Here is a 24,490-nt window from a genome sequence, read left to right on the forward strand (position 1 = left end):
TCACCCGCGCCGCGCCGGTCACCCGCCCGGCCGGTCAGCCCGCCGCCGGGAACCGCTCCGGGTAGAGGATGCGCGCCAGCTCCACGAAGAGCGGGGTCGCGGCGTCGTCCTCCAGGTCGCACTTGGTGATCTCGACCACGATCGTCGCCCCGGTCTCCGGCAGGCGGAACATCGCCGAGTTGTAGCCCAGGATCGCCCCGTTGTGCCCGAGGAACCCCGCGAAATCGAGGATCCCCAGCCCGTACGACACCTGGCCGCCGTCCGCCACCGGCACGGTCTCCAGCTGCGCGGCGTGGGTCCGCGGGCTCAGCAGGGTGCCCTCGGAGAGCGCCCGTGCCCAGGTGCGGAGGTCGCCGAGGTCGGAGATCATCGCGCCCGCGGCGCCGGCGTAGCCGGGGTTCGCCCGGGTGACGTCGCGCAGGGCGCCGCCGGGGCCGCCGGTGTCGTAGCCGTGCGCGAACGGCCGCCGGATCGACGGGTCCGACGGGTACTCCGTGCTGCGCAGGCCCAGCGGCTGCACCACCTCCCGGCGGATCACGTCGCCGACCGGCCGCCCGGTCGCCCTCTCCAGGACGATGCCGAGCAGCACGTAGTTCGTGTCGGAGTAGTGGAAGCCCGCGCCCGGGGCGAAGTACGGCGGGTGGGCCCGGGCGACGGCCAGTGCGTCGCCCGGCGAGAACGGCCCGAACGGGTGGGCGTGGTAGCGGGCGAGGAAGGCCGGGTCCTCGGTGTAGCTGTAGACGCCCGCGGTCATGTTCAGCAACTGGCGGACGGTGATCCGGTCGCCGTCCGGCCAGTCCAGGTAGCGGCTCAGCGGGTCGTCCAGGCCGATCAGGTGCCGGTCGACCAGCCGGAGCACGGCCGTCGCGGTGTACGTCTTCGTGATGCTCGCGATGCGGACGCGGTCCGCCGCCTGCAGCGGACGCCCGGTCGACAGGTCGGCCACCCCGGGCGTGTACGTGAAGGAGCCCCGGCCCGGTGCCCAGACGCCGACCGTGACGCCCGGGGCGCCGGTCGCCGCCTTCGTCCGGTCCACGGCGTCCCGCAGCGCCCGTTCCACGGCCGCCGGGAACCGCCCCTGTGCGGGGCCCGCGTGCGCCGCCGGGCGCGTCCCGGCCGCCTGCCCCGCCTGCCCCGCCGCTCCTGCCGCCGGGGCGGCGAGCACCCCCGCCGCGAGCAGGCCGCAGCCCACCGCGATGCCGACCGGCTTCCGCCACACCACCACTGCCGTACCTCCACCGTCGCCGACCTTCCGGCCAGCCAAGCAGCAGAGGTGCGCCCGGCCGCGGCGCCGCAGCGCGGCGGTGCCGCGGATTCCACCCGATGGCGGTCGGCCGTCCGTACGGGCGGGTCAGCGGTGGAAGTGGTGGTGCCCCGGCATCGCCGGGTGGCGGCCGAGCAGCACCACGCCGGTGACCACGGCGAGCAGTCCCAGCACCTGGCCTGCCAGTGCGGCCGGCGTCGTCCGCAGCTCGTCGCCGAGGAATCCCACCGCGCAGGCGATCCCGGCGATCGGCTGGGCGGCGGTCAGGGCGGGCAGCGACATCCGCAGCGGCGCCGCCTCGAAGGCGGACTGCACGAGCAGCAGCCCGACCACCCCGATCGCCAGCACCGCGTACGGCTGCCAGCTGTGCAGCACCTCGCCGATGCCGCCCGCGTCGAGGCGTTCGGAGGTCATCCGGGTCAGGGCGTCCTGCAGGCCGTAGAGCAGACCGGCGGCGAGGGCCAGCAGGGTGGCCTCCTCGAAGAGCGGCATCCGTTTGGCGAGGACGACCAGCAGCAGCGCGAGGCCGCTGACGATCCCCACCACCAGCCAGAAGCGCAGCGGTCCCGCGTCGGGGCCGCCGGCCCCCGGCCGCCCGGCCACGATGAAGGCCGTCACCCCGAGGGCGATCAGCACCACCCCGCCCCAGCCGGAGCGGCCGAGCCGGGTGCCGGTCATCACGCGGGCCAGGGCCATGGCGAAGACCAGGTTGGTGGCGAGCAGCGGCTCGACCAGGGCGACCTCGCCCTGGCTCAGGGCGAGGGCACTGAGCACCTGGCCGGCGACCATGAAGCCCACGCCGAGGAGCCAGTCCGGCATCCGGGCGAGGTCGAGCAGCAGCTTCCAGTGCAGCAGGTCACTGCGCGGGGCCCGCTGGGCCGCGTGCTGCTGCAGCACGAAGCCGAGGCCGAGGAAGCAGGCGGCGCCCACCGCCAGAACGAAGACCGCCACGGGACCACCTCGGTGCTGTCACCCCTGTCGTTCCCCCACCAGCTTCGGATGCCGCTCCAGGCCTTCCAGCCCGTGCCAGGCGAGGTTCACCAGATGGGCGGCGACCTCGGCCTTCTGCGGTTTGCGCACTTCCAGCCACCACTGGCCGGTGAGCGCGACCATGCCGACCAGCATCTGCGAGTACATCGGGGCCAGCCGCGCGTCGAACCCGCGCGACTTGAACTCCAGGCCCAGGATGTCCTCGACCTGGGTGGCGATGTCGCTGATGAGGGAGGCGAAGGTGCCGGTGGACTGCGCCACCGGGGAGTCACGGACGAGGATCTTGAAGCCGTCCGTGGAGGTGTCGATGTAGTCCATCAGCGCGAAGGCGGCCTGCTCCAGCAGCTCGCGGGAGTGCCCGCCGGTGAGCGCCCCGGTCACCATGTCGAGGAGGAGCTGCATCTCGCGGTCGACGACGACCGCGTAGAGCCCCTCCTTGCCGCCGAAGTGCTCGTAGACCACCGGCTTGGAGACGCCCGCGCGCTCGGCGATCTCCTCGACGGAGGTGCCGTCGTAGCCGCGTTCCGCGAAGACCGACCGGCCGATCTCCAGCAGCTGCTCGCGGCGCTGCTTGCCGGTCATCCTGACCCGGCCGCCGCTGCGGGTGCCGCGTGCGGCCGGGGTGGATCGGGTACGGGCCACCGGGCCGCCGCCTTCCCCGCTCGGTGCGTGCTGCCGGCCGTCCGCGGTGTCCGCGTTGCTCCCGTTCACTCCTACATCATGCGGCAGCGGGCGGGTCATACGGCGCGGCGGGCGTCGATCCGCTCGGCCTGCGGCCAGCGGACGTCGCTCGCCCAGCCCGCCTGCTCGAACCAGCGGATCAGCCGGGCCGAGGAGTCGACCTGTCCGCGCAGCACGCCGTGGCGGGCGCTGGTCGGGTCGGCGTGGTGGAGGTTGTGCCAGGACTCGCCGCACGAGAGGACGGCCAGCCACCAGACGTTCCCGGAGCGGTCGCGCGACTTGAAGGGGCGGTCGCCGATCGCGTGGCAGATGGAGTTGATCGACCAGGTCACGTGGTGCAGCAGCGCCACGCGGACGAGCGAGCCCCAGAAGAAGGCGGTCAGCGCGCCGGTCCACGACATCGAGACCAGGCCGCCGACCAGCGGCGGGATCAGCATCGAGACGGTCGTCCAGAGCCAGAACAGCCGCGAGATGCGCCGTATGGCCGGATCGGCGATCAGGTCGGGCGCGTACTTGTGCTGGGGGGTCTGCTCCTCGTCGAAGAGCCAGCCCATGTGCGCCCACCAGAGGCCCTTCATCAGCGCGGGCACGCTCTCGCCGTACCGCCACGGCGAGTGCGGGTCGCCCTCCTTGTCGCTGAACCGGTGGTGCTTGCGGTGGTCGGCGACCCAGCGGACCAGCGGTCCCTCGATGGCCAGGCTCCCGGCGATCGCGAGGGTCAGCCGCAGGGCCCGGTTGGCCTTGAAGGAACCGTGCGTGAAGTAGCGGTGGAAGCCGATGGTGATCCCGTGGCAGGCCACGAAGTACATGACGACGGCGATCGTGAGGTCGACCCACCCGAGGCCCCAGCCCCAGGCGACCGGGGCGGCCGCCACGAGGGCGAGGAACGGGAGGCCGATGAAGACCCCGAGCGTGATGCGTTCGGCGGCCCCCTGCTTCTCGCCGCCGCGGGTGGCGGATACCTCGGCGGGGGGTTTCTCCGCCGTCACGGTGGGTGCTGCACCGGCCTGCATGGTCATAGGGGTGTCCTCGGTGGCAGGAGCGTTACCTACGTTTCCGTAACTTACGGCATCGTAGGTACTGGGGCATCCGATGGGAAGACGTGTCGTCCGGAGCGGGGGCCGGAGGGTGGTGGATGCGGAGCGGCACAGCCCGTACTCTTAGCCCAGCGTTGCCCCGCCGGCGGCCCGTCGGCGCGTCACCCGTGCACAGCATCCGTCCCGGATCGTCTAAGGGCAGGACAGCTGGTTTTGGTCCAGCTTATGGGGGTTCGAATCCTCCTCCGGGAGCTCAGCGCACAGCCCCGACCCGCTCGGCAGGCGCGCCCGACCCTCCCTCAGAACAACCGAGGAGCCTCCCGCGTGAGTGCCAACAAGACCGCTGCCGTCGTCGTGCTCGCCGCCGGCGGGGGCACCCGGATGAAGTCCAACCGGCTGCCGAAGGTCCTGCACGAGATCTGCGGCCGCTCCCTCGTCGGCCATGCCGTCGCCGCCGCGCAGGAGTTGACCCCCGAGCACCTCGTCGTCGTGGTCGGCCACCTGCGCGAGCTCGTCACCGGCCACCTGGAGTCCCGCTGCCCGGGCGTGCGCACCGCCGTCCAGGAGCAGCAGAACGGCACCGGCCACGCCGTGCGCACCGCCCTGGAGGCGCTCGCCGCCGACGGCGTCGTCCTGGACGGCACCGTGCTCGTCACCACCGGCGACGCGCCGCTGCTGACCGGCGCCACCCTGCGCGCCCTCGCCGACGCCCACACCGGGCAGGGCAACGGCGTCACCGTGCTGACCGCGGTCGTGCCGGACGCCGACGGCTACGGCCGCATCCTGCGCGACGGCGAGGGCGCGGTCGCCGCCATCGTCGAGCACAAGGACGCCACCGACGAGCAGCGCGCCGTCTCCGAGATCAACTCCGGCGTGTTCGCCTTCGACGCGAAGCTGCTCGCCGAGGCGCTCTCCCGGCTCACCACCGACAACGTCCAGGGCGAGGAGTACCTCACCGACACCCTGGAGATCCTGCGCACCGCCGGCCACCGGGTCGGCGCCGTCGTCGCGGCCGACCACCGCGACATCGTCGGCATCAACGACCGCGTGCAGCTCGCCCAGGCCCGCCGGATGCTCAACGACCGGCTGCTGGAGCGCGCGATGCGCGCCGGCGTCACCGTGGTCGACCCGGCCACCACGTGGTTCGACGTGCAGGTCACCTACGAGCCCGACGCGGTCGTGCTGCCCGGCACCCAGCTGCAGGGCGCGACGCACCTCGGCGAGGGCTGCGAGGTCGGCCCGAACACCACCGTCACCGACAGCCTGATCGGCGCCGGCGCCACTGTGAGCAACGCCACGGTCGTCGACGCGGAGGTCGGCGAGCTCGCCTCGGTCGGCCCGTACGCGTACCTGCGGCCGGGCGCCCGGCTCGCCCGCAAGGCGAAGGCCGGCACCTACGTCGAGATCAAGAACTCGGAGCTCGGCGAGGGCGCCAAGGTGCCGCACCTGTCGTACATCGGCGACGCCACGATCGGCGAGGGCAGCAACGTCGGCGCGGCCTCCGTGACGGTCAACTACGACGGTGTGGACAAGCACCGCACGGTCATCGGGGCGCACTGCCGCACCGGCTCGGACAACATGTTCATCGCTCCTGTCACCGTCGGTGACGGCGCCTACACCGCCGCCGGCTCCGTGATCTACCAGAACGTGCCGGCCGGGTCGCTCGGCGTCGCCCGCGCGCAGCAGCGCAACGTCGCCGGATGGGTGGCCCGCAGGCGCCCCGGAACGGCCTCCGCCGCTGCTGCCGCGGCTGCGGACGAGGCCGCCGCCTCCGCCCCCGACGAGGGCTGAGCCGGCCGCGGGGGGTCCTGGCATCCGGTCCCGGGGCGGACGCTTCCCGGCGGTGCGCGTAACCTGGAGTACATACGTGCGCCACTGGGCTAACCGTCCGCGTCCAGGCGTACCCCAAATCCCCCGCTGACCGACGGCCCGGGCCCTGCCCGGGTGCGCCGCAGCGGGTTCATGCGGTCAAAACGCGAGGAGACGGTGCAGTGAGCGGGATCACGACGTCGGGAGAGAAGAAGCTGCGGCTCTTCTCCGGCCGTGCCCACACCGAGCTGGCGGAGGAGGTGGCCCTGGAACTCGGCACCGAACTCGTCCCCACCAAGGCCCTGGACTTCGCCAACGGCGAGATCTACGTCCGCTTCCTGGATTCCGCGCGAGGCGCGGACTGCTTCGTGATCCAGAGCCACACGGCTCCGATCAATCAGTGGATCATGGAACAGCTCATCATGATCGACGCGCTGAAGCGGGCCTCGGCCCGCAGCATCACGGCCATCCTGCCGTTCTACGGCTACGCCCGGCAGGACAAGAAGCACCTCGGCCGCGAGCCCATCTCGGCCCGCCTGGTCGCGGACCTCCTGCGCACCGCCGGCGCCGACCGCCTGATGGCCGTCGACCTGCACACGGCGCAGATCCAGGGCTTCTTCGACGGCCCGGTCGACCACCTCTTCGCGCTGCCGATGCTCGCCGACTACGTCGGCGACAAGGTCGACCGCGCGAAGCTGACCATCGTCTCGCCGGACGCCGGCCGGGTGAAGGTCGCCGACCAGTGGTGCGACCGGCTGGACGCCCCGCTGGCGATCATCCACAAGCGCCGCGACATGACCCGGGCCAACACCATCCTCTCCGCGGAGGTCGTCGGCGACGTCAAGGACCGGGTCTGCGTCCTGGTCGACGACATGATCGACACCGCCGGCACGATCTGCGCCGCCGCCGACGCGCTCTTCGACAACGGTGCCGCCGACGTCATCGTCGCCGCCACCCACGGCGTGCTCTCCGGCCCGGCCTCGGACCGCCTGAAGAACTCCCGCGTCAGCGAGTTCGTCTTCACCAACACGCTGCCCACCCCGGCCCAGCTCCAGCTGGACAAGGTGACGACCCTCTCGATCGCCCCCTCGATCGCCGCCGCGATCCGCGAGGTGTTCGAGGACGGTTCCGTGACCAGCCTCTTCGAGGGCGTGCACTGACGCCCCGTACGGCCCGGTCGGCCCCCGTGCGCGCCGCGCGCGGGGGCCGATTTCACGGTTGACGCGCCAGCGGTTAGACTCGTGGGACGCCCGGCGAGGGATGCCGTGTGCCCCACCGGGTGCCGCAACCGTGATCGACGCGCTGCTTCGAGTAGTCGTCTGCCGCCGAGCGACCCCAAGGTATTTGAGGGTGTGGCCCGGCGGTTTTGTCGTTCCTGCACCCGCGCCAGTCTTTATCTCAACGAGGAGTGCAGTCGTGTCCGAGATCCGCCTTGCCGCCGAAGCCCGTACCGAGTTCGGCAAGGGTGCCGCCCGTCGCGCGCGCCGCGCCGGCCTGGTCCCCGGTGTCGTCTACGGCCACGGCCTCGCCCCGGTCCACCTGAACCTGCCCGGCCACGACCTGATGATGGCGCTCAAGACCCCGAACGCGCTGCTGGTCGTCCCGATCGAGGGCAAGGACGAGTACGTCCTGCCGAAGGCCGTCCAGCGCGAGGCCATCCGACGCTCCATCGAGCACGTCGACCTCCTCCTCGTGAAGCGCGGCGAGAAGGTCACCGTCGAGATCCCCGTGCACGCCGAGGGCGAGCTCGCCGCCGGCGGCAACCTGCTGGAGCACGTCCTGAACGCGCTCCCGATCGAGGCCGAGGCCACCCACCTCCCCGAGTCCGTCACCGTCTCCGTCGAGGGCCTGGAGGCCGGCGCCTCCGTCCTCGCCAAGGACATCGAGCTCCCCAAGGGCACCACGCTGGCCGTCGACGGCGAGACCGTCGTCCTGCAGGTCATCGGCGCCCAGGCCGCCGAGGTCACCGAGGACGAGGCCGCCGAGGCCACCGAGGCCTGAGCCTCCCCTTCCTGAACCGCTGCCCCGACCGTTCCGTCCGGACCGGCCGGGGCAGCGGCATGTCCGGGATGATGGTGTCGTGAGTGAGGAGCGGTTTCGATGAGTGACGACACGTACGACGGGCCCTGGCTGATCGTCGGCCTCGGCAACCCCGGGGACGGCTACGCCCGCAACCGGCACAACATCGGCTTCATGGTCGCCGACCTGCTCGCCGAGCGGATCGGCGCGCGCTTCAAGGCCCACAAGAGCCGCGCGCAGGTCGCGGAGGGCCGGCTCGGGGGCCGCCGCGTCGTGCTGGCCAAGCCGATGACCTTCATGAACCTCTCCGGCGGTCCCACCACCGGCCTGCGGGACTTCTACAAGGTGCCCAACGCGGCCGTCGTCGCCGTGCACGACGAGCTCGACCTCGACTACGCCGCCCTGCGGCTCAAGTGCGGCGGCGGCGACAACGGCCACAACGGCCTCAAGTCCCTCACCAGGTCGCTCGGCCCCGACTACCACCGGGTGCGCTGCGGCATCGGCCGCCCGCCCGGCCGCATGGAGGTCGCCGACTTCGTCCTCAAGGACTTCTCGGCCGCCGAGCGCAAGGACCTCGACTGGTTCGTCGACCGCTCCGCCGACGCCGTCGAGGCGCTCGTCACCGAAGGGCTGGAGCGCGCCCAGAGCACCTACAACTCCTGACCGGAGCCGGGCGCCGCCCCCTCCCCGCGACGGATGTGTTACGTACACAACGGTCGTGCAACGCTTGGCCGCCGGGAGCTGATTAAGGGTCAGGCGCCCGGTGCCCATCGGATACGGTCAGTCCCGTACGAAGGGTTGCGGGGTTCGATCTGGGGGTATGACGGGTGGCTCGGTCCTACAGGGTGGCGCGCATGGTCGGCGGTGCGGCGGTCTGCCTGGCCGCGACCGGCGCGGGAGCTTCCGCAGCGGCGGCCGCCGACGCGACGGCGGGCCCGGTGACGTCGCCCGAGCCCGCCGCGGCGCAGCTCGTGCCGCCGGTGCCCGGCGCGGTCGGCGGATCGGCCGGCCTCTACGCGGTGGCCGGCGGCCTGGTCGTCGTCGCCGGCGGTGCGGCGACCTGGCTGCGGCGGCGCCGCGGCGACGGCGCCGAGGTGCACTGACGCCCCGTCGGCACCCGTCGGCCGGCACTCGGTGGCCGTGCGACGACGAGAAGGGCGGGCCCGCCGTGCGCGGGCCCGCCCTCCGTCGTACCGGGGCCGGGGTCAGCCGGTGTTGCGCAGACCGGCGGCGATGCCGTTGACGGTCAGCAGCAGCGCGCGGGCCCGCAGCGGGTCCTCGCTGAGGCCCTGGGCGGCCTCCTCGCGCTGACGGCGCAGCAGCGCCACCTGCAGGTAGGAGATCGGGTCGAGGTAGGCGTCGCGCACGGTGAACGTCTGCTTCAGCACCGGGTTGTGCTCCAGCAGTTCGCTCTCGCCGGTCAGCCGCAGCACCTCGCGCAGGGTGAGCTCGTGCTCGGCGGTGATCTGGTCGAAGACGTGCCGCAGGTCGCCGGGCACGAGCTGCTCGACGTAGTGGCGGGCGATCCGCAGGTCGGTCTTGGCCAGCGTCATGGCGACGTTGGACAGGAAGTTGCGGAAGAAGTGCCACTGGCCGTGCATCTCGTCCAGCACGTCGCCCAGGCCGGCCTCGCGGGCGGCGGCGAGGCCGGAGCCGACGCCGTACCAGCCGGGGACGATCTGCCGGGACTGCGTCCAGCCGAACACCCAGGGGATGGCGCGCAGGCCGTCCAGGCCCGCACCGGAGTCCGGGCGGCGCGACGGGCGGGAGCCCAGGTGCAGCGAGGCGAGCTGGTCGACCGGGGTGGCCGCGAAGAAGTACTTCGGCAGGTCCTCCTGCTCGACCAGCGCGCGGTACGAGGTGTGCGCGGCCTCGGAGACCTGGTCCATCGCGGCGTCCCAGCGGGCCAGCTCCTCGGGGGCCTGCCGCGGCGCGGTGTGCAGGGCCGACGCGGCGAGCGTCGCGGAGATGGTGAGTTCGAGGTTCTCGCGGGCCAGCGACGGCAGCAGGTACTTGTCGGAGATCACCTCGCCCTGCTCGGTCACCTTGATCTCGCCCTCCAGCGTGCCCCAGGGCTGCGCGAGGATCGCCTCGTGCGAGGGGCCGCCGCCGCGGCCGACGGTGCCGCCGCGGCCGTGGAAGAGCCGCAGCCGGATGCCGTACCGGTGCGCGACGTCGCGCAGGCGGCGCTGGGCGCGGTGGATCTCCCACTGCGAGGTGGTGATGCCGCCGAACTTCGAGGAGTCGGAGTAGCCGAGCATGACCTCCTGGACGTCGCCGCGCAGCGACACCAGCAGGCGGTAGGAGGGGTCGGACAGCATCTCGTCGAGGATGCGGTCCGCCTCCTGGAGCTCGTCCGTGGTCTCCAGCAGCGGCACGATGCCGATCTTGGCGATGCCGCCGTGCAGATCGATCAGGCCGGCCTCGCGGGCGAGCACGGCGGCGGCGAACACGTCGTCGGCGCCCTGGCACATCGAGATGATGTACGACTCGACGATCTCGTCGCCGAACCGCTCGAAGCCCTCGCGGATGGTGTGGAAGACGCCGAGCGTCTTCGCGCCGGCCGCGTCGAGCGGGGCCGGGACGGGCGCGAGCGGACGGCGCGAGCGGAGCTCCTTGGCGAGCAGCCGCTGGCGGTACTCGCGCGGCATGTCCGCGTAGCGCCAGGCCTCCTCGCCGAGCCGGTCGAAGAGCTGGCCGAGCGCGTGGTGGTGGGCCTCGGCGTGCTCGCGGACGTCCATGGTGGCCAGCTGCAGGCCGAACGCCTCGATGGTGCGGATCGCGCGGGCCAGCCGGCCGTCGGCGATCAGCTGGCCGCGGTGGCTGCGCAGCGAGTCCTGGATCAGGCGCAGGTCGGCGACCAGCTCGCGGGTGCCGACGTAGTCGCGGCCGTCGACGTGCGGGGTGCCGGTGGAGAGCCGCTCGCGGGTGTTCTCCAGCTTGAGGCGGATGCAGGTGGCCTTGAGCCGGTACGGCTCCTCGGCGTTCATCCGCTTGTAGCGGGGGCTCAGCTCCGGGAGCGCCGCCAGGTCGTCGTCGAGCGAGGCGAGCAGCTCGTCGGACGCACCGGCCAGCCGGACGGACGTGGAGAGCGCGTTGCGCAGGTCGTCGACGGTGGCGAGGGCGTCCTTGATGCCGTACTCGTGCTGCAGGTTGAGGACGTCCCAGGTGACCTGCGGGGTGACGTTCGGGTTGCCGTCGCGGTCGCCGCCGATCCAGTTGCCGAAGGTCAGCGGGCGCACGCCCTCGGGCAGCGAGAGGCCGACCCGGGCGAGCTCCTCGTGGAGCTCCTCCAGCACCTCCGGGACGGCCTCGCGGTAGAGCTCGTCCAGGTAGTAGACGGCGTTGCGGGCCTCGTCGGTGGGCTCGGGGCGGGCGATGCGCAGCTCGTCGGTCTGCCAGAGCAGGTCGATGACCTCGGCGAGACGGCGGTCGGCCTGGCGGCGCGCCGAGTTGTGGCGGCCGGGGTCGGCGGAGGCGAGCCCCGACGCGGCGTGCTCGCGGTGGATGCGCTCCAGCAGCTCGCCGACGCGGCGCAGCTTGTTGAGGACGCTGCGGCGGGCGGCCTCGGTGGGGTGCGCGGTGAAGACCGGGCGGACCGCCAGGTTGGCCAGGGTGTCCTGGAGGTGCTTCGGGTCGGCGTCCGCCAGCTGGTCGGCGGTCTGCGCGAGCAGCGAGCCCTCGCGGGCCCGGCGGGTCGCGAACTCCCGGCCGCGGTGCACCTGCTCGGTGACGTTGGCGAGGTGGAAGTAGGTGGAGAAGGCGCGGACGAGCTTGGCGGCGGTGGCCAGGTCGATGCCGCCGAGGAGTTCGGCGGTGGCCTCGCCGTCGGTGCGGCTGAGCAGCCTGACCTGCTCGACCAGACCGAGCAGCTCGGGGCCCTCCTGCCGGACCAGCGTCTCGCCGAGGAGATCGCCCAGGCGGCGGATGTCCGCGCGCAGGGCGGCGTTGTCGGCCTCGGCGTCGGGGCCTGCGGTCGCGGACGGGTTGTCCGCCGAGGCGGGGACCGGAGCGGTCACAGCTTTCTCCCTGTGGTGGTGGGGGTTCGGCAACGGCTCTCATCACCTTTGTCGTGGCGATGTGTGCGGACCGCGCTGTCCGCCGCACAGCGTGGGGGAAGTCTCCCTCGCTCCGCTCGGGAAACAGCATAGGTGGCACCCCGTGCCGCGTCCGAGAGGTGGCCGGATGCCGGACAGCGCCGTGGCGGGCGGCCCCGCAGGCGGGGCGGGCCGGCGGGGCCGGCGGGCGGGCTCGCACGGCTGCCGGGAAACTCGCCGGTGCCGCCCGCCGGGCCGCCGTACGCTGTCCTCCATGAGCAAGTCGCCTGAGGGGGGCGGGCCGGGCGGCGCCGGCCCGTGGTGGTGGCGGCGCCGCCGCAGCGCGCTGCTGGACGTGGGCCTGGCCGTGCTCGCCGCTCTGGAGTGCGCCGTCGGCGCCTACGCGATGGTGGAGGGCCGGCTGCACCTGGGCGGGCCGCTCGCCCTGGCCGCCTCGCTGCTCGGCGCGCTGGCCGGGGCGACGCTGGTGGTGCGGCGGCGCTGGCCGGCCGTGCCGGTGGTGGTCGCGCTGGTGTTCGTGCCCGGGCTGTTCGGCGTGGTGCTGCTCGTGGTGTCGCTCTACACGCTCGCCGCGACGTGGGAGTGGCCGTCGCGGCGGCGCCGGGTGGTCGCGCTGTCGTCGCTGGCGCTGGCGGAGTCGTTCGGCATGGTGCTGGTGACCATGCTCGCGCCGTCCCCCGCGCCCTCCGAGGAGCTGCCGCCGACCTGGGTGTTCGTGGTGCTCGCCGCACTGGTCGCGGTCGGCCTGACGGTGCCGCCCGTCGTCACCGGGCTGTACGTGGGTGCCCGGCGGCGCCTCGTCGAGTCGCTGAAGGACCGCGCGCACGGCCTGGAGGCCGAGCTCGGCCTCCTCGCCGAGCAGGCCAGCGAGCGGGCCCGGCGGGCCCGGCTGGAGGAGCGCACCCGGATCGCCCGCGAGATGCACGACGTCGTCGCCCACCGGGTCAGCCTCATGGTGGTGCACGCCGGGGCGCTGGAGCGGGTCGTCGCGAAGGACCCGGAGAAGGCGCAGGCCAGCGCCCGCCTGATGGGCGAGGTCGGCCGGCAGGCGCTGGACGAGCTGCGCGAGATCCTCGGCGTGCTGCGGATGTCCGAACCGCCCGCCCCGGCCGACGCCGCGGGCCTCGCCGAGCTGGCGGGCCTCGTCGAGCAGTCCCGTGCCGCCGGCATGGCGGTGTCGCTGACGGTCAGCGGCGAGCGGCGCCGCTACCGGGAGGAGGCCGAGCAGACCGCGTACCGCGTCGTCCAGGAGGGCCTGACCAACGCCCACAAGCACGCGGGCGGGGCCCAGGTGTCGGTGCTGCTGGCGTTCGTGCCCAACGGCGTGCGCCTCGCCGTCGTCAACACCTGCCCGGGGGAGTGCGAGCCGGTCGCCCTGCCCGGTGGCGGCAACGGGCTGGTCGGCATGCGCGAACGGGTCGTGGCGCTCGGCGGCAGCTTCGAGGCCGGGCCGGAGCCGGGCGGCGGCTTCCGCGTGGAGGCCGTCCTGCCCTCACGCCTCGCCGCGCCCGACCTTCCGCTCGGGTAGCAGCAGCGGGCCCGCCGGCGGCTGCACCAGCGGTGCGGTCAGCCGGCGGGCGGCGGGCAGCGCGAGCACCACCGCGAGCGTCAGCGCGCACGCGCCGAGCACCGGCAGCGCCGTGTACGCGTGCTGCAGCACCCGGAGGTGGTAGATCCCGGACGCCTGCACGGCCTTCAGCGGCAGCCCGTGCAGCAGGTAGACGTAGAGCGAGGCCGCGCCGAGCGCCGTCCACCGGGTGCGGCGGTCGGGCAGCAGCGCCGTGAAGGCGGCCGCCGCGGCCAGCGAGAGCAGGCCGAGCGCGGCCCGCACGGCCAGCCACACCGGGTACGGCACGTGCAGCTGCGCGGCGCTGTCCGTGTACTCGACCCAGCCGGGGTTCAGCAGCTTCGGCGCCACCAGCCACAGGACCGCGAACACCGACGCCAGCACCGCCGGCGCCCACCGCCGCGCCGCCGGGTGCCGCAGCGCGCGGAGGTGGTGCGGGCGCAGCACCAGCCCGAGCACGAACCACGGCAGGAACGCCAGGGTGCGGCTCAGCGCCAGCTCCGCGGGCAGCTCCTGCACGGCGCCCGACCCGGCCGCGACCAGCACGGCCACGGCCAGCGGGTGCCGCAGCGCCGTCCACACGGGCACGGTCAGCCGCCAGACGAACAGCGACAGGAGGAACCACGTCAGCCAGCGCGGCTCCAGCAGCGAGAACGCCGCCGGGCGCCGCTCCAGCACCATGCCGACCACGTTGTAGAGCACCTGGAAGACCAGGTACGGCAGGGCGACCTGCGCCACCAGGCGGCGGCCGTCGACCACGGGCCGGCCCGGGCGGGGCTGCGCGAACCAGCCGCACAGCGTCACGAAGACCGGCATCGCGAACGCCGCGACGGTGAGCACCGCGGCGGCGATCGTGCGGTCCGCGCCGACCAGCGGCATCCAGGTGTGGGCGCAGACGACCAGGGCCACCGCGGCGAACTTGGCGTTGTCGAAGAGCGGGCGCCGCTCGCGGCCCTCCGGCGCGGTGGCGGGGGTCTGCTCCGGGGCGGCGGCCGGCCCGGCGGCGGGGGCTTCGGCGGCAGCGGTCCCGGCGGGTGCGGTCTCGGCGGGGGCGGCCCCGGCGGCCTGGGCCGCGGGGGCGGTCGGGGCGGCGCTCATCGCCATTCCTCCCTGCACTCTCCTCGGAACGTCCACACAGTGTGGCGGTGGACGCCCCGCGGCGGGAGGGGTTCGGCCGAACCCGCCCGAACGCGGGCGGAGCCGGTCCGGGAACCCGGGCGGGGCCGGTCCGGCGGGCTGCCGGCCCGGCCCGGACGGCCTCAGACGCCCGCGTGCAGCCGCTCCGGGGCGAGCCCCAGCACGAGCGTGGCCAGCGCCTGGTCGATGGTCGCGCCGAGGTACCACTCGCCGGTGTGGTCCAGGCTGAACACCCGCCCGGTCTCGTCGATGGCGAGCAGGGCCTGCCCGTACCGCTCCTCGCCGAGCGGCGCGACACGGGTGTCGAGCGCCCGGCCGAGGTCGGCCAGGGTGCGCGGCTGGTGCAGGCCGCAGCGCGGGTCCAGCAGGAACGGCGTGCGCGCCAGTGCCCGGCCCGCCCCGGTCAGGTCGAAGGCGAGGCCGCCGAACTCCGCCCACGCCTCGACGGCGGCCGGGAAGACGGTGTGCGCGGGGCCGGAGGGCCCGCCGTGCAGGGCGAGCGTGTCCGCCCAGGCCTCGGCCTGGCGGATCTCCCAGCGGCCGGGATGCCAGCCGGCCTGCTTGAGGGCGGCTGCCACGTCGGCGGGGAAACGCGGCTGTGTGCGGACAGCGGTCGGGTTCAGGGTCTGCTCCGTGGTCGGGGGACAGGGACGGCGGGCGGTCAGCGGGTGGTGGGCCCGACGGCGACGCTCGCGACGTTCAGGTGGTCCAGCAGGGGTGCGCAGGAGCGGCACGGCGGCGCGTGCGTGCCGTGCGCCGGGTCGCCCTCCTCGCGAATGCGGACGGTGGTCAGCCGGGCCCCCTTCAGGGCCTTCCGGGCCTCGTTCAGGCCGAGCGGCTTGCGGGCGGCCCGCTTGGAACGGGCCGCGTCCACCGTGGTGAGGAACTGCGACAGCAGCACGGCCTCCGGGCAGCGGCCCAGGAACCGCTCCCGGTGCTCGACCGGCAGGCCGACGAGGAAATCGCCCACCAGCGGGTGCAGCAGCGGTGCCAGGTCGGTCTTGTCGCCGGCGAGCGTGTGCACCTCGCCGTTCTTCAGCGACAGTGCCGCGGCGACGGCCGGCAGCACGCTGTCGCGGAGGTGCAGCAGGTGCGGCACCACCCGGTCGGGCGCCGGACGGTCCGCTGGGCCGGTCTCCTGACCGGTCGACGGGCTCGCTGCCATACGACTCCTCCGGGTGCGAAGCCCCGCCGGTCCCCGGCCGACGGGCGGTGTGCTGACGGGCGGTGACGTCCGGCCCGCTGACATTGTGGGGTTCAAGACTGTCAAACCCCTCGCAGCGCCACGGACCCGGGGTGTACGGAGCGTTGCGAAGCCCCCGCGGGCGCGCCGCGGGTTTGGGAATTCGGCCCCGGGGGCGCACGGCGGCCGGTACCGTTCCGACAGCGGAGCCACCTGGGCACACCGCAGGTGCGCCGCCGGTCGCAGGGCCGGCCGGGGCGGCTGCGCCGGGGTGCCCGGTCGGACGCGGGGTGCCCGGAGCAGTGACGCTCCGGCACCGGACAAGGGGGGTCTTGTCGATGTCGACGCAGCACGGGCCGACGCCCGAGGCGCACGAGGCGCCGGGCGAGCACGTCCCCACGCCGGGCGCGGCCCACCCGGACGCCGTGCGCCGGATCGGCCTCGCCGTGGTCGGCGCCGGCTACTGGGGCCCCAACCTCGTCCGCAACGCCCAGCAGACCCCGGCCCTGCGCCTGCACTGGCTGTGCGACCTCGACGAGGAACGCTCCCGGCGGGTGCTCGGCGAGTACAGCACCGTGCGCTCCACCACCTCCTTCGACGAGGTGCTCGCCGACGACCGCGTCGAGGCCGTGGCGATCGCCACCCCCGCCGCCGCGCACTACCGGCTGGTCCGCGCCGCGCTGGAGGCCGGCAAGCACGTCCTGGTGGAGAAGCCGATCACCACCACCGCGGCCGACGCCGCCGACCTGTGCGACCTCGCCGACCGGCGCGGCCTCGTCCTCATGTGCGACCACACCTTCTGCTACACGCCGGTCGTCCGCCGCATCCGCGAACTCGTGCACGGCGGCGGGATCGGCGACATCCAGTTCTTCGACTCGGTGCGCATCAACCTCGGACTCGTCCAGCCCGACGTCGACGTGCTGTGGGACCTCGCCCCGCACGACCTCTCCATCCTCGACTTCGTGCTGCCGCCCGGCGTCGAGCCCGTCGGCGTCTCCGCGCAGGCCGCCGACCCGATCGGCGCCGGGCGCGCCTGCGTCGCCTACCTCACGGTCCGCCTCAGCAACGGCGCCCTCGCCCACTGCCACGTCAACTGGCTCTCGCCGACGAAGGTGCGCACCACCCTCATCGGCGGTTCGCGGCGCACCCTCGTCTGGGACGACCTCAACCCGCAGGCCCGGCTCACCGTGCACGACCGCGGCGTCGACCTCACCCCGCCCGACGAGCTCACCGACGCCATCCGCCACCGCGCGCTCATCTCCTACCGGGTCGGCGACATGGTCGCCCCCGCGCTCGTCGAGCAGGAGGCGCTGCGCAACGTGATGGCGGAGTTCGCCGCGGCCGTCACCGAGGGCCGCGCCCCGCTCACCGACGGCCGCTCCGGCCTGCGCGTGCTGCAACTGCTGCACGCGGCCTCCCGCAGCCTCGAACTCGGCGGTGCCACCGTGCCCGTCGGGGCCGACGCCGATGTCCCGACGATCACCGCTCAGGAGAGGGCCGCCGCCCGATGAACGCCGTCCCCGTCGCAGGATCCCGCTGCCTGGTCACCGGCGGCGCCGGCACCATCGGCTCCACCGTCGTCGACCAGCTGGTCGAGGCCGGCGCCCGCGAGGTCGTCGTGCTCGACAACTTCGTCCGCGGGCGCGCCGCCAACCTCGCCCGCGCGCAGGAGATCGCCGCCCCCGGGCAGCTGCGCGTCGTCGACGGCGACATCCGCGACCGCGCCCTGCTGCGCGAACTCCTCGGCGACGACACCGACCTGCTCTTCCACCTCGCCGCGATCCGGATCACCCAGTGCGCCGCCGAACCGCGCCTCGCCCTGGAGATCATGGTCGACGGCACGTTCGATGTCATCGAGGCCGCCGCCGAGCGCGGCGTCCGCAAGCTGATCGCGTCCTCCACCGCCTCCGTCTACGGGCTCGCCGACACCTTCCCGACCCCGGAGACCCAGCACCCGTACAACAACGACACCTTCTACGGCGCCGCGAAGGCGTTCAACGAGGGCATGCTGCGCAGCTTCCACGCCATGACCGGCCTCGACTACGTCGCGCTGCGCTACTTCAACGTGTACGGGCCCCGGATGGACGTCCACGGCCGGTACACCGAGGTCTTCATCCGCTGGATGGAGCGGATCAACGCCGGACAGCCCCCGCTGATCTTCGGCGACGGCGCGCAGACCATGGACTTCGTCTACACCGAGGACATCGCCCGCGCCAACCTGCTGGCCGCCGCCGCCCCCGTCACCGACCGCGTCTACAACATCGCCTCCGCCGCCGAGGTGTCGCTGCGCGGCCTCGCCGACGCCCTCCTCGCCGCCATGGACCGCACCGACCTCGACGTCGAGCACGGCCCCGCCCGTGACACCGCCGGCGGCGTCGTCCGGCGCCTCGCCGACATCTCCGCCGCCGAGCGCGACCTCGGCTGGAAGCCCGAACTCGGCCTGGAGGACGGGCTGCGCCGGCTCGTCACCTGGTGGCGCGAGCAGTGAACGCGGTCGCGCGCGAGCAGTCAGCAGCGACCGTGCGAGCAGTGACCGTGTGAGCAGTCACCCGCGCGAGCAGTGACCCGCGCGGGCGGCCCGCCCCCGTCCGGGCGGCGGCCGCGCGCAGCAACCGACCCGCACCCGTACGGAGACCGCCTGTGTCCACCATCCCCGTGATGATCCCCTGGCTCGGCGAGGAGGAGGCCGAGGCCGCCGCCGAGGCCGTCCGCTCCGGCTGGGTCGCCCAGGGGCCGCGCGTGGCCGCCTTCGAGCAGGCCTTCGCCGACCACCTCGGCGTGCCGCACGCCGTCGCCGTCTCCTCCTGCACCACCGCCCTGCACCTGGCGATGATCGGGGCCGGCGTCGGGCCCGGCGACGAGGTCGTCGTGCCCTCGCTCTCCTTCATCGCCACCGCCAACGCCGTCACGTACGTCGGCGCCACCCCGGTCTTCGCGGACGTCGACGCGGCCACCGGCAACCTCACCGCCGACACCGTCGCCGAGGTCCTCACCGGCCGGACGAAGGCCGTGATCGCCGTCGACCAGGGCGGCGTGCCCGTCGACCTCGACGCGATCCGCGCCGTCGCCGGACCGCACGGCGCCACCGTCGTCGAGGACGCGGCCTGCGCCGCCGGTTCCACCCACCGGGGTCGCCCCGCCGGGGCCGCCGCCGAGATCGCCGCCTACTCCTTCCACCCGCGCAAGCTCCTCACCACCGGCGAGGGCGGCATGGTCACCTGCCACGACGCGGCCCTCGCCGCCCGGCTGCGGCGGCTGCGCGAGCACGGCATGAGCGTCTCCGCCGCCGACCGCCACACCGCCGCGGGCGGGGCGAGCGTCGTCGAGACGTACGACGAGATCGGCTTCAACCACCGGATGACCGACATCCAGGCCGCCGTCGGGCTCGTGCAGCTCGGCAAGCTGCCCGCGATGGTCGCCCGGCGCCGCGCCCTCGCCGCCCGCTACCGCAGCCTGCTCGGCCCGCTCGCCGCCGGCCTGGTCGCCGACCCGGCGCACGGCACCGGCAACTTCCAGGCCTGCTGGCTGCTGCTGCCCGACGGCGCCCCCGACCGCACCGAGGTGCTGGCCCGGCTGGCCGCCTCCGGCGTCTCCGCCCGGCGCGGCATCATGGCCGCCCACCTGGAGACCCCGTACAAGGGCAGCGCCCGGGTGCCGCTGCCCGCCACCGAGCTGATCACCCACCGCTCGCTGATCCTGCCGCTCTTCCACACCCTCACCGAGGAGCAGCAGGACACCGTCGTCGCCGCGGTGCGGGCGGCCGTCGGGTGACGTCGATCAGGCACCTCGGGCACGCCGGCTTCGCGGTCGGGCACGCCGGCCTGCGCCTCCTGATCGACCCCTGGTTCCACCCGGCGTTCCTGGACGCCTGGTTCCCCTACCCGGACAACGCCGACCTGCTGCCGGAGGTCGTCGCGGGCCGCTGGGACTACCTGTACGTCTCGCACACCCACGAGGACCACTTCGACGAGCGGCTGCTGAACCGGCTCTCCCGCGACACCACCGTGCTGGTGCCGCGGTTCCGCTCGGGCGCCCTGGCCCGCCGCCTCACCGCGCTCGGCTTCACCCGGCAGGTGCGGCTCGGCCACCGGCAGACCCACCCGCTCGGCCCCGGCGCGACCGCCACCATGCTGCTCGACACCAGCCACAAGGAGGACAGCGGCCTCCTGCTCGACCTCGGAGGCTTCCGCTTCCTCGACCTCAACGACTGCAGCCCGCCGCTCTCCGACCTGCCGACCGGCGTCGACCTGCTGGCGGCCCAGTACTCCGGTGCCATGTGGTACCCGAACGCCTACGACTACCCGCCCGAGGTGATGGCGGAGAAGACCGCCGCCGTGCGGGCCGACCTGATGGACAGCCTCGCCCGCAAGGTGCACCTCACCGGCGCCCGCACCTACCTGCCGTCCGCCGGACCGGCCTGCTTCCTCGACCCGGAACTCGACCGCTTCAACGACCGGGAGCGGACGATCTTCCCGCACTGGGAGGACGTCGCCGCGGACTTCGCCGTCGCCTGCCCCGGCACCGCCGTCGTCCGCACCGCACCCGGCGACACCGTCGACGCCCTCCCCCGGCCCGGCGACCGGGAACCGCCCCCGGCCCCGCCCGGCCGCTGGCTCACCGACCCGGCCGGCTACCTCGCCGACTACCGGGAACGCCGCCGCGACGCGTGGCAGGCCTTCCACCGCGACGAGCCCCAACCGCCCACCGCCGACGAGGTGCACGCGCACTTCGACCGCCTCCAGCGCCTCAACCGGCCGCTCCTCGCCGGCTACCGCACCGGACTGGTCCTGGAGGCCGGCGGCGCCGCCTGGCGGACGGCCCTCGGCGACCTCGCCGCGCAGGTCGCGCTGGAGGACGACCCGGTCGACCCCGCGTACACGCTGCGGGTGCCGCCGCGCGTCCTGCGGGCCGTCCTCGACGGCCGGGCCGGCTGGGAGGAGGCGCTGCTGTCGATGCGGATCGGCCTGCACCGCGACCCGGACGTCTTCGACCTGACCCTCCTCTCGCTGCTCCGCTACGGACACCAGCCCGCGCAGACCCGCCGGCTGGTCCGGGAACGGGCCGGCACCGGCGAGACCGTCGAACGCGACGGCCTGCGGCTGCAGCGCTGGTGCCCGCACGCCGGCGAGGACCTCGCGCACGCGCTGATCGCCGACGGCATCGTCGAGTGCCCCCGGCACCACTGGCGCTGGTCCGCCGAGACCGGTGCCTGCGTGTCCGGCGGCAGCCTGCCGCTGCGCGTCGAAGCCCTGCCCGCCGGGCCCGCCCCGGCCGGATCCGTACCGAACCCGTCCACCGAGCTTGAGGGGCGCCTCCCATGACCGACATCCCGCTCGTCGACCTGCACGCCGCCCACGCCGAGGTCGCCGAGGAGGTGCGCGAGGGCTTCGACCGGGTGCTGGCGAGCGGCGCGTACGTCAAGGGCCCGGACGTCGCCGCGTTCGAGGCGGAGTACGCCGCGTTCTCCGGCGTGCGGCACACCGTCGGCACCGCCAACGGCACCGACGCCCTCGAACTCGCCCTGCGCGCCCTCGGCCTGCCGCCCGGCGCCGGTGCCGTGCTGCCCGCGAACACCTTCGTCGCCACCGCCGAGGCCGTGGTGCGGGCCGGCCTGCGGCCCGTCCTCGTCGACGCCGACCCCGAGCACCTGCTGATCGACCCGGCCGCGGTGGAGGCCGTCCTGCCGGACGCCGCCGTGCTGCTGCCCGTGCACCTCAACGGCCAGCTCGCCCCCATGGCGCCGCTGCTGGAGATCGCCGGTCACCGCCCGGTCGTCGAGGACGCCGCACAGTCGCAGGGCGCCCGGCAGGACGGCCGCAGCTCCGGCCTGTGGGGCCGGATCGCCGCCACCAGCTTCTACCCCGGCAAGAACCTCGGGGCGTACGGCGACGCCGGCGCCGTCACCACCGACGACGACGGCCTGGCCGCCGCCGTCCGGCTGATCGGCGACCACGGCTCCGGCCGCAAGTACGTCCACGAGCGCTTCGGCTTCAACTCCCGCATGGACACCCTGCAGGGCGTGGTGCTGCGGGCCAAGCTGCGCCGGCTGCCCGCCTGGAACGAGGCCCGCCGCGCCGCCGCCGCCCGGTACGACGCGCTGCTCGCCGACGTGGACGGCGTCACCCCGCCCCGCACGCTGCCCGGCAACGTGCACGTCTGGCACCTGTACGCGGTGCGGGTGGGGCGCGGCCGCGACGCCGTCCTCGCGGAGCTGCAGGCCGCCGGGATCGGCGCGGGCGTGCACTACCCGGTGCCCGTCCACCTGCAGCCCGCGTTCCGCGGTCTCGGCCACGGCGCGGGCGCCTTCCCGGTGACCGAGCGGGCGGCCGCGGAGATCCTCACCCTCCCGCTGTTCCCGCAGATCACCGAGGACCAGCAGACCCGGGTCGTCGAGGTGCTCGCCAAGGCGGTCGCCGCGCAGCGCTGAGCCCGCGCCGCCGCCCGCCCCGACGTGCGCGGGCCGGCCGCAGGGAGCCCGGGGACGGCCCGGCCGGCGGCTCCGGCGGTCCCCGGCGCCGCCCGTTCCGGGGCTGCGGGCCGTCCGTCCGCAGCCCGGAGGTCGCCCCTCGCTCGGGGGGCCGGTGCTTCCCCTACGCTGGTCCCCAGCAATCGCCTCTGGACGATGTTCCAGCAGCCTGTGGGGGAGCCCTGATGACGACAGGTCGGCCCGGCACCGCCGCCGTGCCCAACTCGGCGTACGCGGGCCAGGTGGTGCACTTCCCGGACCCGGTCCGGGCCGAGCGGCACCCCGCCGGCGTCCGCGTGGACGAGTACGGCTTCCCGGACTTCGGCGCGTACGCGGCCGCGGCCGCCGAGGTCGCCGACCCGCCCGAGGGCTTCGGCGTCGACGAACTCCGCCTCACCGACTACGTCTCGGCCAACGCCGCGCTGTTCACCCAGGGCCACGGGCTCTGGGCCGACCTGGCCACCGCCGTCGCCACCCCGCCCGGCTGGACGTGGCACCACGCGGTCGGCCGCGCCGCCCCCGGATGGCGCCGCATGGAGCTGGTGCCCGTCGAGGTGAAGGCGCTGCTGCGCCACCACGGCGGCCTCGCCCGCTCCTCCGCCGACCACGGCCGCCGCGGCACCCGTCCGCTGCAGGAGCACCGCCCGGTGCACTTCCCGCTCGCGCTGGACGGCAGCGACCCGATCGCGGTCACCGAGGACCTCGTGCAGCGCGCCGAGCAGCGCCTCGGCCACCCGCTGCCGGGCGCCTACCGCAGCTTCCTCAAGCTCGCGGGCGGCCGCGGTCCGGCGGGCGTCGCCCTCGACACCGAGTACGGCATGCTGCTCGACCAGCCGTTCCTGACGCTGAGCGAGGAGTACGGCGTGCACGACCTCGTGTACGCCAACAAGTGCCTGCGCGACCACCTCACCAAGGACTACCTGGGCATCGCGTACGTGCAGGGCGGCCTGCTCGTCCTGAAGGTGCGCGGCGACCGGACGGGCTCGGTGTGGTTCTGCCCGTACGACGACGCCCGCGACAGCAACGGCGCCGAGCCGCCGGAGGAACGGGTGGAGCGGCTGCTCCTGCCCTGCGGGGAGAGCTTCGACGCGTTCCTGCTCCGGCTGGCGGGCAGTCCGTCCGAGCTGGAGACGGTCGCGGAGCTGATGGTGGACGGCGGGTTCGCCCGGGCCGTCCCGGTGAACTGAGCAACGGAAGGGTGAGCCGGGCGTGGTGACGTACGCGCAGGCGCAGGAGACCGCCGAGGACTGGATCAACGCCGGTGTGCCGCGTGCGAAGCAGCGCGAGGTGCGGGTGCGGGAGTTCGACCTCGGCTACGTCTGCTGGGCCGTGGAGAGGGCCGGGGACGACCCGTCCGAGGCGAGCGAGGTGCGGCTGGTGATCGCCCGTGACAGCGGGGCGAGCACCCTCTGGCCGCCGATGCCGGTCAACGAGGTGGTCCGGCAGTTCGAGGAGACGTACGGCGGACGCACCGAGCCCAACCCGGCCGGTGCGGCCCGGCCGGTGCCCGGCGCGGCCGAGGCCACGTCGTTCCTCCTCAGCCCGCCGCAGTGGCTGCAGGAGGCGGGCGCGGCCGCGATCGCCGCCGAGGCCGCCCGGCTGGGCGCACCCGAGCCCCCGCCGGTGCCCCCGCCCGCACCGGCTCCGGTTCCGGCGCCCGCGGCCGTGCCGGGCCCCGCCCTGCAGACCATGCCGCCGGTCTCCGACCGGCCGGCCGGCGACGCCCCGACCATGCTGGCGCCGCCCCCCGGCGGCTTCGCCGGCGGCCCGCCCGCCGTCCCGCCCGGGCCCGGCTCGGAGGGGCTCACGGTGCCGATGCCGGCCACCGCCCGCCCGGCCGCCGTACCGCAGGCCCCGCTGCCCGAGGGCGCCACCATGCCGCTGCCCGAGGGCTTCCTCGACGAGTACGCGGCCGGCCTGCCCCCGGCCGTGCCCCCCGGCCCGCCCGCCGTACCGCCCGCCGGGCCGCCGCCCGCGCTCGACCACGCGCCGACCGTGCTGGCCGCCCCCGACAGCCTGCCCCCGCGGCCGGGCGCCCCGGCCCCCGCCGGCCCGGCGCTCGACCACGCGCCGACCATGCTCGCCACCGACGGCCCGCCCGGGCTGCTCGGCCTGCCCGGTGCGCCCGGCCCGGCCGGACCGGGGGTGCAGCTCGGCCGCTCCGGCCCGTCCGCGCCGCCGCCGCCCCCGCCGGGCGAGCTCCGCGGCGGCACGTCCGGCCCCGGCGGGGGCCCCGGCGGGGGCCCCGGCGGCCGTGCCGCGCACTCCACGCCGCCCCC

20 protein-coding genes, 1 tRNA gene and 1 pseudogene are annotated in these 24,490 nt (G+C 74.7%); 14 read left to right on the top strand and 8 right to left on the bottom strand.

The window, feature by feature from the left end:
- Positions 1-34 precede the first annotated feature (34 nt).
- From SNE206_RS27540 to SNE206_RS27555, 4 genes are all read right to left on the bottom strand, one after another.
- Positions 35-1,225 (bottom strand): serine hydrolase domain-containing protein, encoded by a 1,191-nt coding sequence (locus tag SNE206_RS27540; RefSeq protein WP_407916198.1) that lies wholly within the window; start codon positions 1,223-1,225, stop codon positions 35-37.
- 126 nt (positions 1,226-1,351) lie between these two features.
- Positions 1,352-2,215, bottom strand: coding sequence for a DMT family transporter (locus tag SNE206_RS27545; RefSeq protein WP_407916199.1), 864 nt, complete (start codon positions 2,213-2,215; stop codon positions 1,352-1,354).
- Positions 2,216-2,233: 18 nt separating this feature from the next.
- Positions 2,234-2,836: a TetR family transcriptional regulator gene (locus SNE206_RS27550; RefSeq protein ID WP_407916220.1), complete on the bottom strand. Its 603-nt coding sequence runs from the start codon at positions 2,834-2,836 to the stop codon at positions 2,234-2,236.
- A 155-nt stretch (positions 2,837-2,991) separates the two neighbouring features.
- Positions 2,992-3,954, bottom strand: a complete 963-nt coding sequence (locus SNE206_RS27555; protein WP_407916200.1) for an acyl-CoA desaturase — start codon at positions 3,952-3,954, stop codon at positions 2,992-2,994.
- A 199-nt stretch (positions 3,955-4,153) separates the two neighbouring features.
- On the opposite strand from SNE206_RS27555, the gene SNE206_RS27560 reads away from it, so the two are divergent.
- From SNE206_RS27560 to SNE206_RS27585, 6 genes are all read left to right on the top strand, one after another.
- Positions 4,154-4,224: transfer RNA gene (locus SNE206_RS27560), tRNA-Gln, on the top strand.
- Between the two features lie 72 nt (positions 4,225-4,296).
- Positions 4,297-5,763: a bifunctional UDP-N-acetylglucosamine diphosphorylase/glucosamine-1-phosphate N-acetyltransferase GlmU gene (gene glmU / locus SNE206_RS27565; protein WP_407916201.1), complete on the top strand. Its 1,467-nt coding sequence runs from the start codon at positions 4,297-4,299 to the stop codon at positions 5,761-5,763.
- Positions 5,764-5,963: 200 nt separating this feature from the next.
- The gene (locus SNE206_RS27570; protein WP_407916202.1) at positions 5,964-6,941 is read left to right on the top strand and encodes a ribose-phosphate diphosphokinase; all 978 of its coding nucleotides are present in this window, start codon (positions 5,964-5,966) and stop codon (positions 6,939-6,941) included.
- 256 nt (positions 6,942-7,197) lie between these two features.
- On the top strand, positions 7,198-7,782 hold the full coding sequence (locus SNE206_RS27575; protein WP_407916203.1) for a 50S ribosomal protein L25/general stress protein Ctc: 585 nt from the start codon (positions 7,198-7,200) through the stop codon (positions 7,780-7,782).
- Positions 7,783-7,881: 99 nt separating this feature from the next.
- Entirely contained in the window at positions 7,882-8,463 is a 582-nt protein-coding gene (gene pth / locus SNE206_RS27580) for an aminoacyl-tRNA hydrolase (protein ID WP_407916204.1), read from the top strand.
- A gap of 191 nt (positions 8,464-8,654) precedes the next feature.
- On the top strand, positions 8,655-8,903 hold the full coding sequence (locus tag SNE206_RS27585; RefSeq protein WP_407916205.1) for a hypothetical protein: 249 nt from the start codon (positions 8,655-8,657) through the stop codon (positions 8,901-8,903).
- Positions 8,904-9,005: 102 nt separating this feature from the next.
- On the opposite strand, the gene ppc is transcribed toward SNE206_RS27585, so the two are convergent.
- Positions 9,006-11,741 carry a phosphoenolpyruvate carboxylase gene (ppc, locus tag SNE206_RS27590; protein WP_407916221.1) on the bottom strand — a complete coding sequence of 912 codons (2,736 nt, stop codon included), beginning with the start codon at positions 11,739-11,741 and terminating at the stop codon, positions 9,006-9,008.
- 370 nt (positions 11,742-12,111) lie between these two features.
- On the opposite strand from ppc, the gene SNE206_RS27595 reads away from it, so the two are divergent.
- Positions 12,112-13,386: a sensor histidine kinase gene (locus tag SNE206_RS27595; protein WP_407916206.1), complete on the top strand. Its 1,275-nt coding sequence runs from the start codon at positions 12,112-12,114 to the stop codon at positions 13,384-13,386.
- Here the strand turns inward: SNE206_RS27595 and SNE206_RS27600 are convergent.
- From SNE206_RS27600 to SNE206_RS27610, 3 genes are all read right to left on the bottom strand, one after another.
- On the bottom strand, positions 13,351-14,523 hold the full coding sequence (locus SNE206_RS27600) for an acyltransferase family protein (protein ID WP_407916207.1): 1,173 nt from the start codon (positions 14,521-14,523) through the stop codon (positions 13,351-13,353). The genes SNE206_RS27595 and SNE206_RS27600 overlap by 36 nt on opposite strands.
- Before the next feature lie 161 nt (positions 14,524-14,684).
- Positions 14,685-15,185: an SUKH-3 domain-containing protein gene (locus SNE206_RS27605; protein WP_407916222.1), complete on the bottom strand. Its 501-nt coding sequence runs from the start codon at positions 15,183-15,185 to the stop codon at positions 14,685-14,687.
- 38 nt (positions 15,186-15,223) lie between these two features.
- On the bottom strand, positions 15,224-15,727 hold the full coding sequence (locus SNE206_RS27610; RefSeq protein ID WP_407916208.1) for a YwqJ-related putative deaminase: 504 nt from the start codon (positions 15,725-15,727) through the stop codon (positions 15,224-15,226).
- Between the two features lie 356 nt (positions 15,728-16,083).
- Here SNE206_RS27610 and SNE206_RS27615 point away from each other — a divergent pair, with 356 nt between their 5' ends.
- The 7 genes and pseudogenes from SNE206_RS27615 to SNE206_RS27645 form a co-directional block, all read left to right on the top strand.
- On the top strand, positions 16,084-17,256 hold the full coding sequence (locus SNE206_RS27615) for a Gfo/Idh/MocA family protein (protein ID WP_407916209.1): 1,173 nt from the start codon (positions 16,084-16,086) through the stop codon (positions 17,254-17,256).
- Positions 17,253-18,233, top strand: a complete 981-nt coding sequence (locus SNE206_RS27620; RefSeq protein ID WP_407916210.1) for an NAD-dependent epimerase/dehydratase family protein — start codon at positions 17,253-17,255, stop codon at positions 18,231-18,233. The genes SNE206_RS27615 and SNE206_RS27620 overlap by 4 nt, the downstream gene beginning before the upstream one ends.
- A 152-nt stretch (positions 18,234-18,385) precedes the next feature.
- On the top strand, positions 18,386-19,516 hold the full coding sequence (locus SNE206_RS27625; RefSeq protein WP_407916211.1) for a DegT/DnrJ/EryC1/StrS family aminotransferase: 1,131 nt from the start codon (positions 18,386-18,388) through the stop codon (positions 19,514-19,516).
- Entirely contained in the window at positions 19,513-21,066 is a 1,554-nt protein-coding gene (locus tag SNE206_RS27630; protein ID WP_407916212.1) for a Rieske 2Fe-2S domain-containing protein, read from the top strand. The genes SNE206_RS27625 and SNE206_RS27630 overlap by 4 nt, the downstream gene beginning before the upstream one ends.
- Entirely contained in the window at positions 21,063-22,172 is a 1,110-nt protein-coding gene (locus SNE206_RS27635; protein WP_407916213.1) for a DegT/DnrJ/EryC1/StrS family aminotransferase, read from the top strand. Before SNE206_RS27630 ends, SNE206_RS27635 begins: the two co-directional genes overlap by 4 nt.
- 224 nt (positions 22,173-22,396) lie before the next feature.
- Positions 22,397-23,398: an SMI1/KNR4 family protein gene (locus SNE206_RS27640; RefSeq protein ID WP_407916214.1), complete on the top strand. Its 1,002-nt coding sequence runs from the start codon at positions 22,397-22,399 to the stop codon at positions 23,396-23,398.
- A gap of 22 nt (positions 23,399-23,420) precedes the next feature.
- Positions 23,421-24,490: pseudogene (locus tag SNE206_RS27645) on the top strand (hypothetical protein); the annotation flags it as partial.

This window comes from Kitasatospora sp. NE20-6, assembly GCF_045862635.1.

Bases quoted from the DNA above. Each gene is read 5' to 3' on its own strand.
- SNE206_RS27620 (WP_407916210.1), top strand. From the start codon at position 17,253: ATGAACGCCGTCCCCGTCGCAGGATCCCGCTGCCTGGTCACCGGCGGC.
- SNE206_RS27635 (WP_407916213.1), top strand. From the start codon at position 21,063: ATGACCGACATCCCGCTCGTCGACCTGCACGCCGCCCACGCCGAGGTC.
- SNE206_RS27610 (WP_407916208.1), bottom strand. From the start codon at position 15,727: ATGGCAGCGAGCCCGTCGACCGGTCAGGAGACCGGCCCAGCGGACCGT.
- SNE206_RS27585 (WP_407916205.1), top strand. From the start codon at position 8,655: ATGGTCGGCGGTGCGGCGGTCTGCCTGGCCGCGACCGGCGCGGGAGCT.
- SNE206_RS27640 (WP_407916214.1), top strand. From the start codon at position 22,397: ATGACGACAGGTCGGCCCGGCACCGCCGCCGTGCCCAACTCGGCGTAC.
- SNE206_RS27595 (WP_407916206.1), top strand. From the start codon at position 12,112: ATGAGCAAGTCGCCTGAGGGGGGCGGGCCGGGCGGCGCCGGCCCGTGG.
- pth (WP_407916204.1), top strand. From the start codon at position 7,882: ATGAGTGACGACACGTACGACGGGCCCTGGCTGATCGTCGGCCTCGGC.
- SNE206_RS27600 (WP_407916207.1), bottom strand. From the start codon at position 14,523: ATGAGCGCCGCCCCGACCGCCCCCGCGGCCCAGGCCGCCGGGGCCGCC.
- SNE206_RS27615 (WP_407916209.1), top strand. From the start codon at position 16,084: ATGTCGACGCAGCACGGGCCGACGCCCGAGGCGCACGAGGCGCCGGGC.
- SNE206_RS27550 (WP_407916220.1), bottom strand. From the start codon at position 2,836: ATGACCGGCAAGCAGCGCCGCGAGCAGCTGCTGGAGATCGGCCGGTCG.
- SNE206_RS27555 (WP_407916200.1), bottom strand. From the start codon at position 3,954: ATGACCATGCAGGCCGGTGCAGCACCCACCGTGACGGCGGAGAAACCC.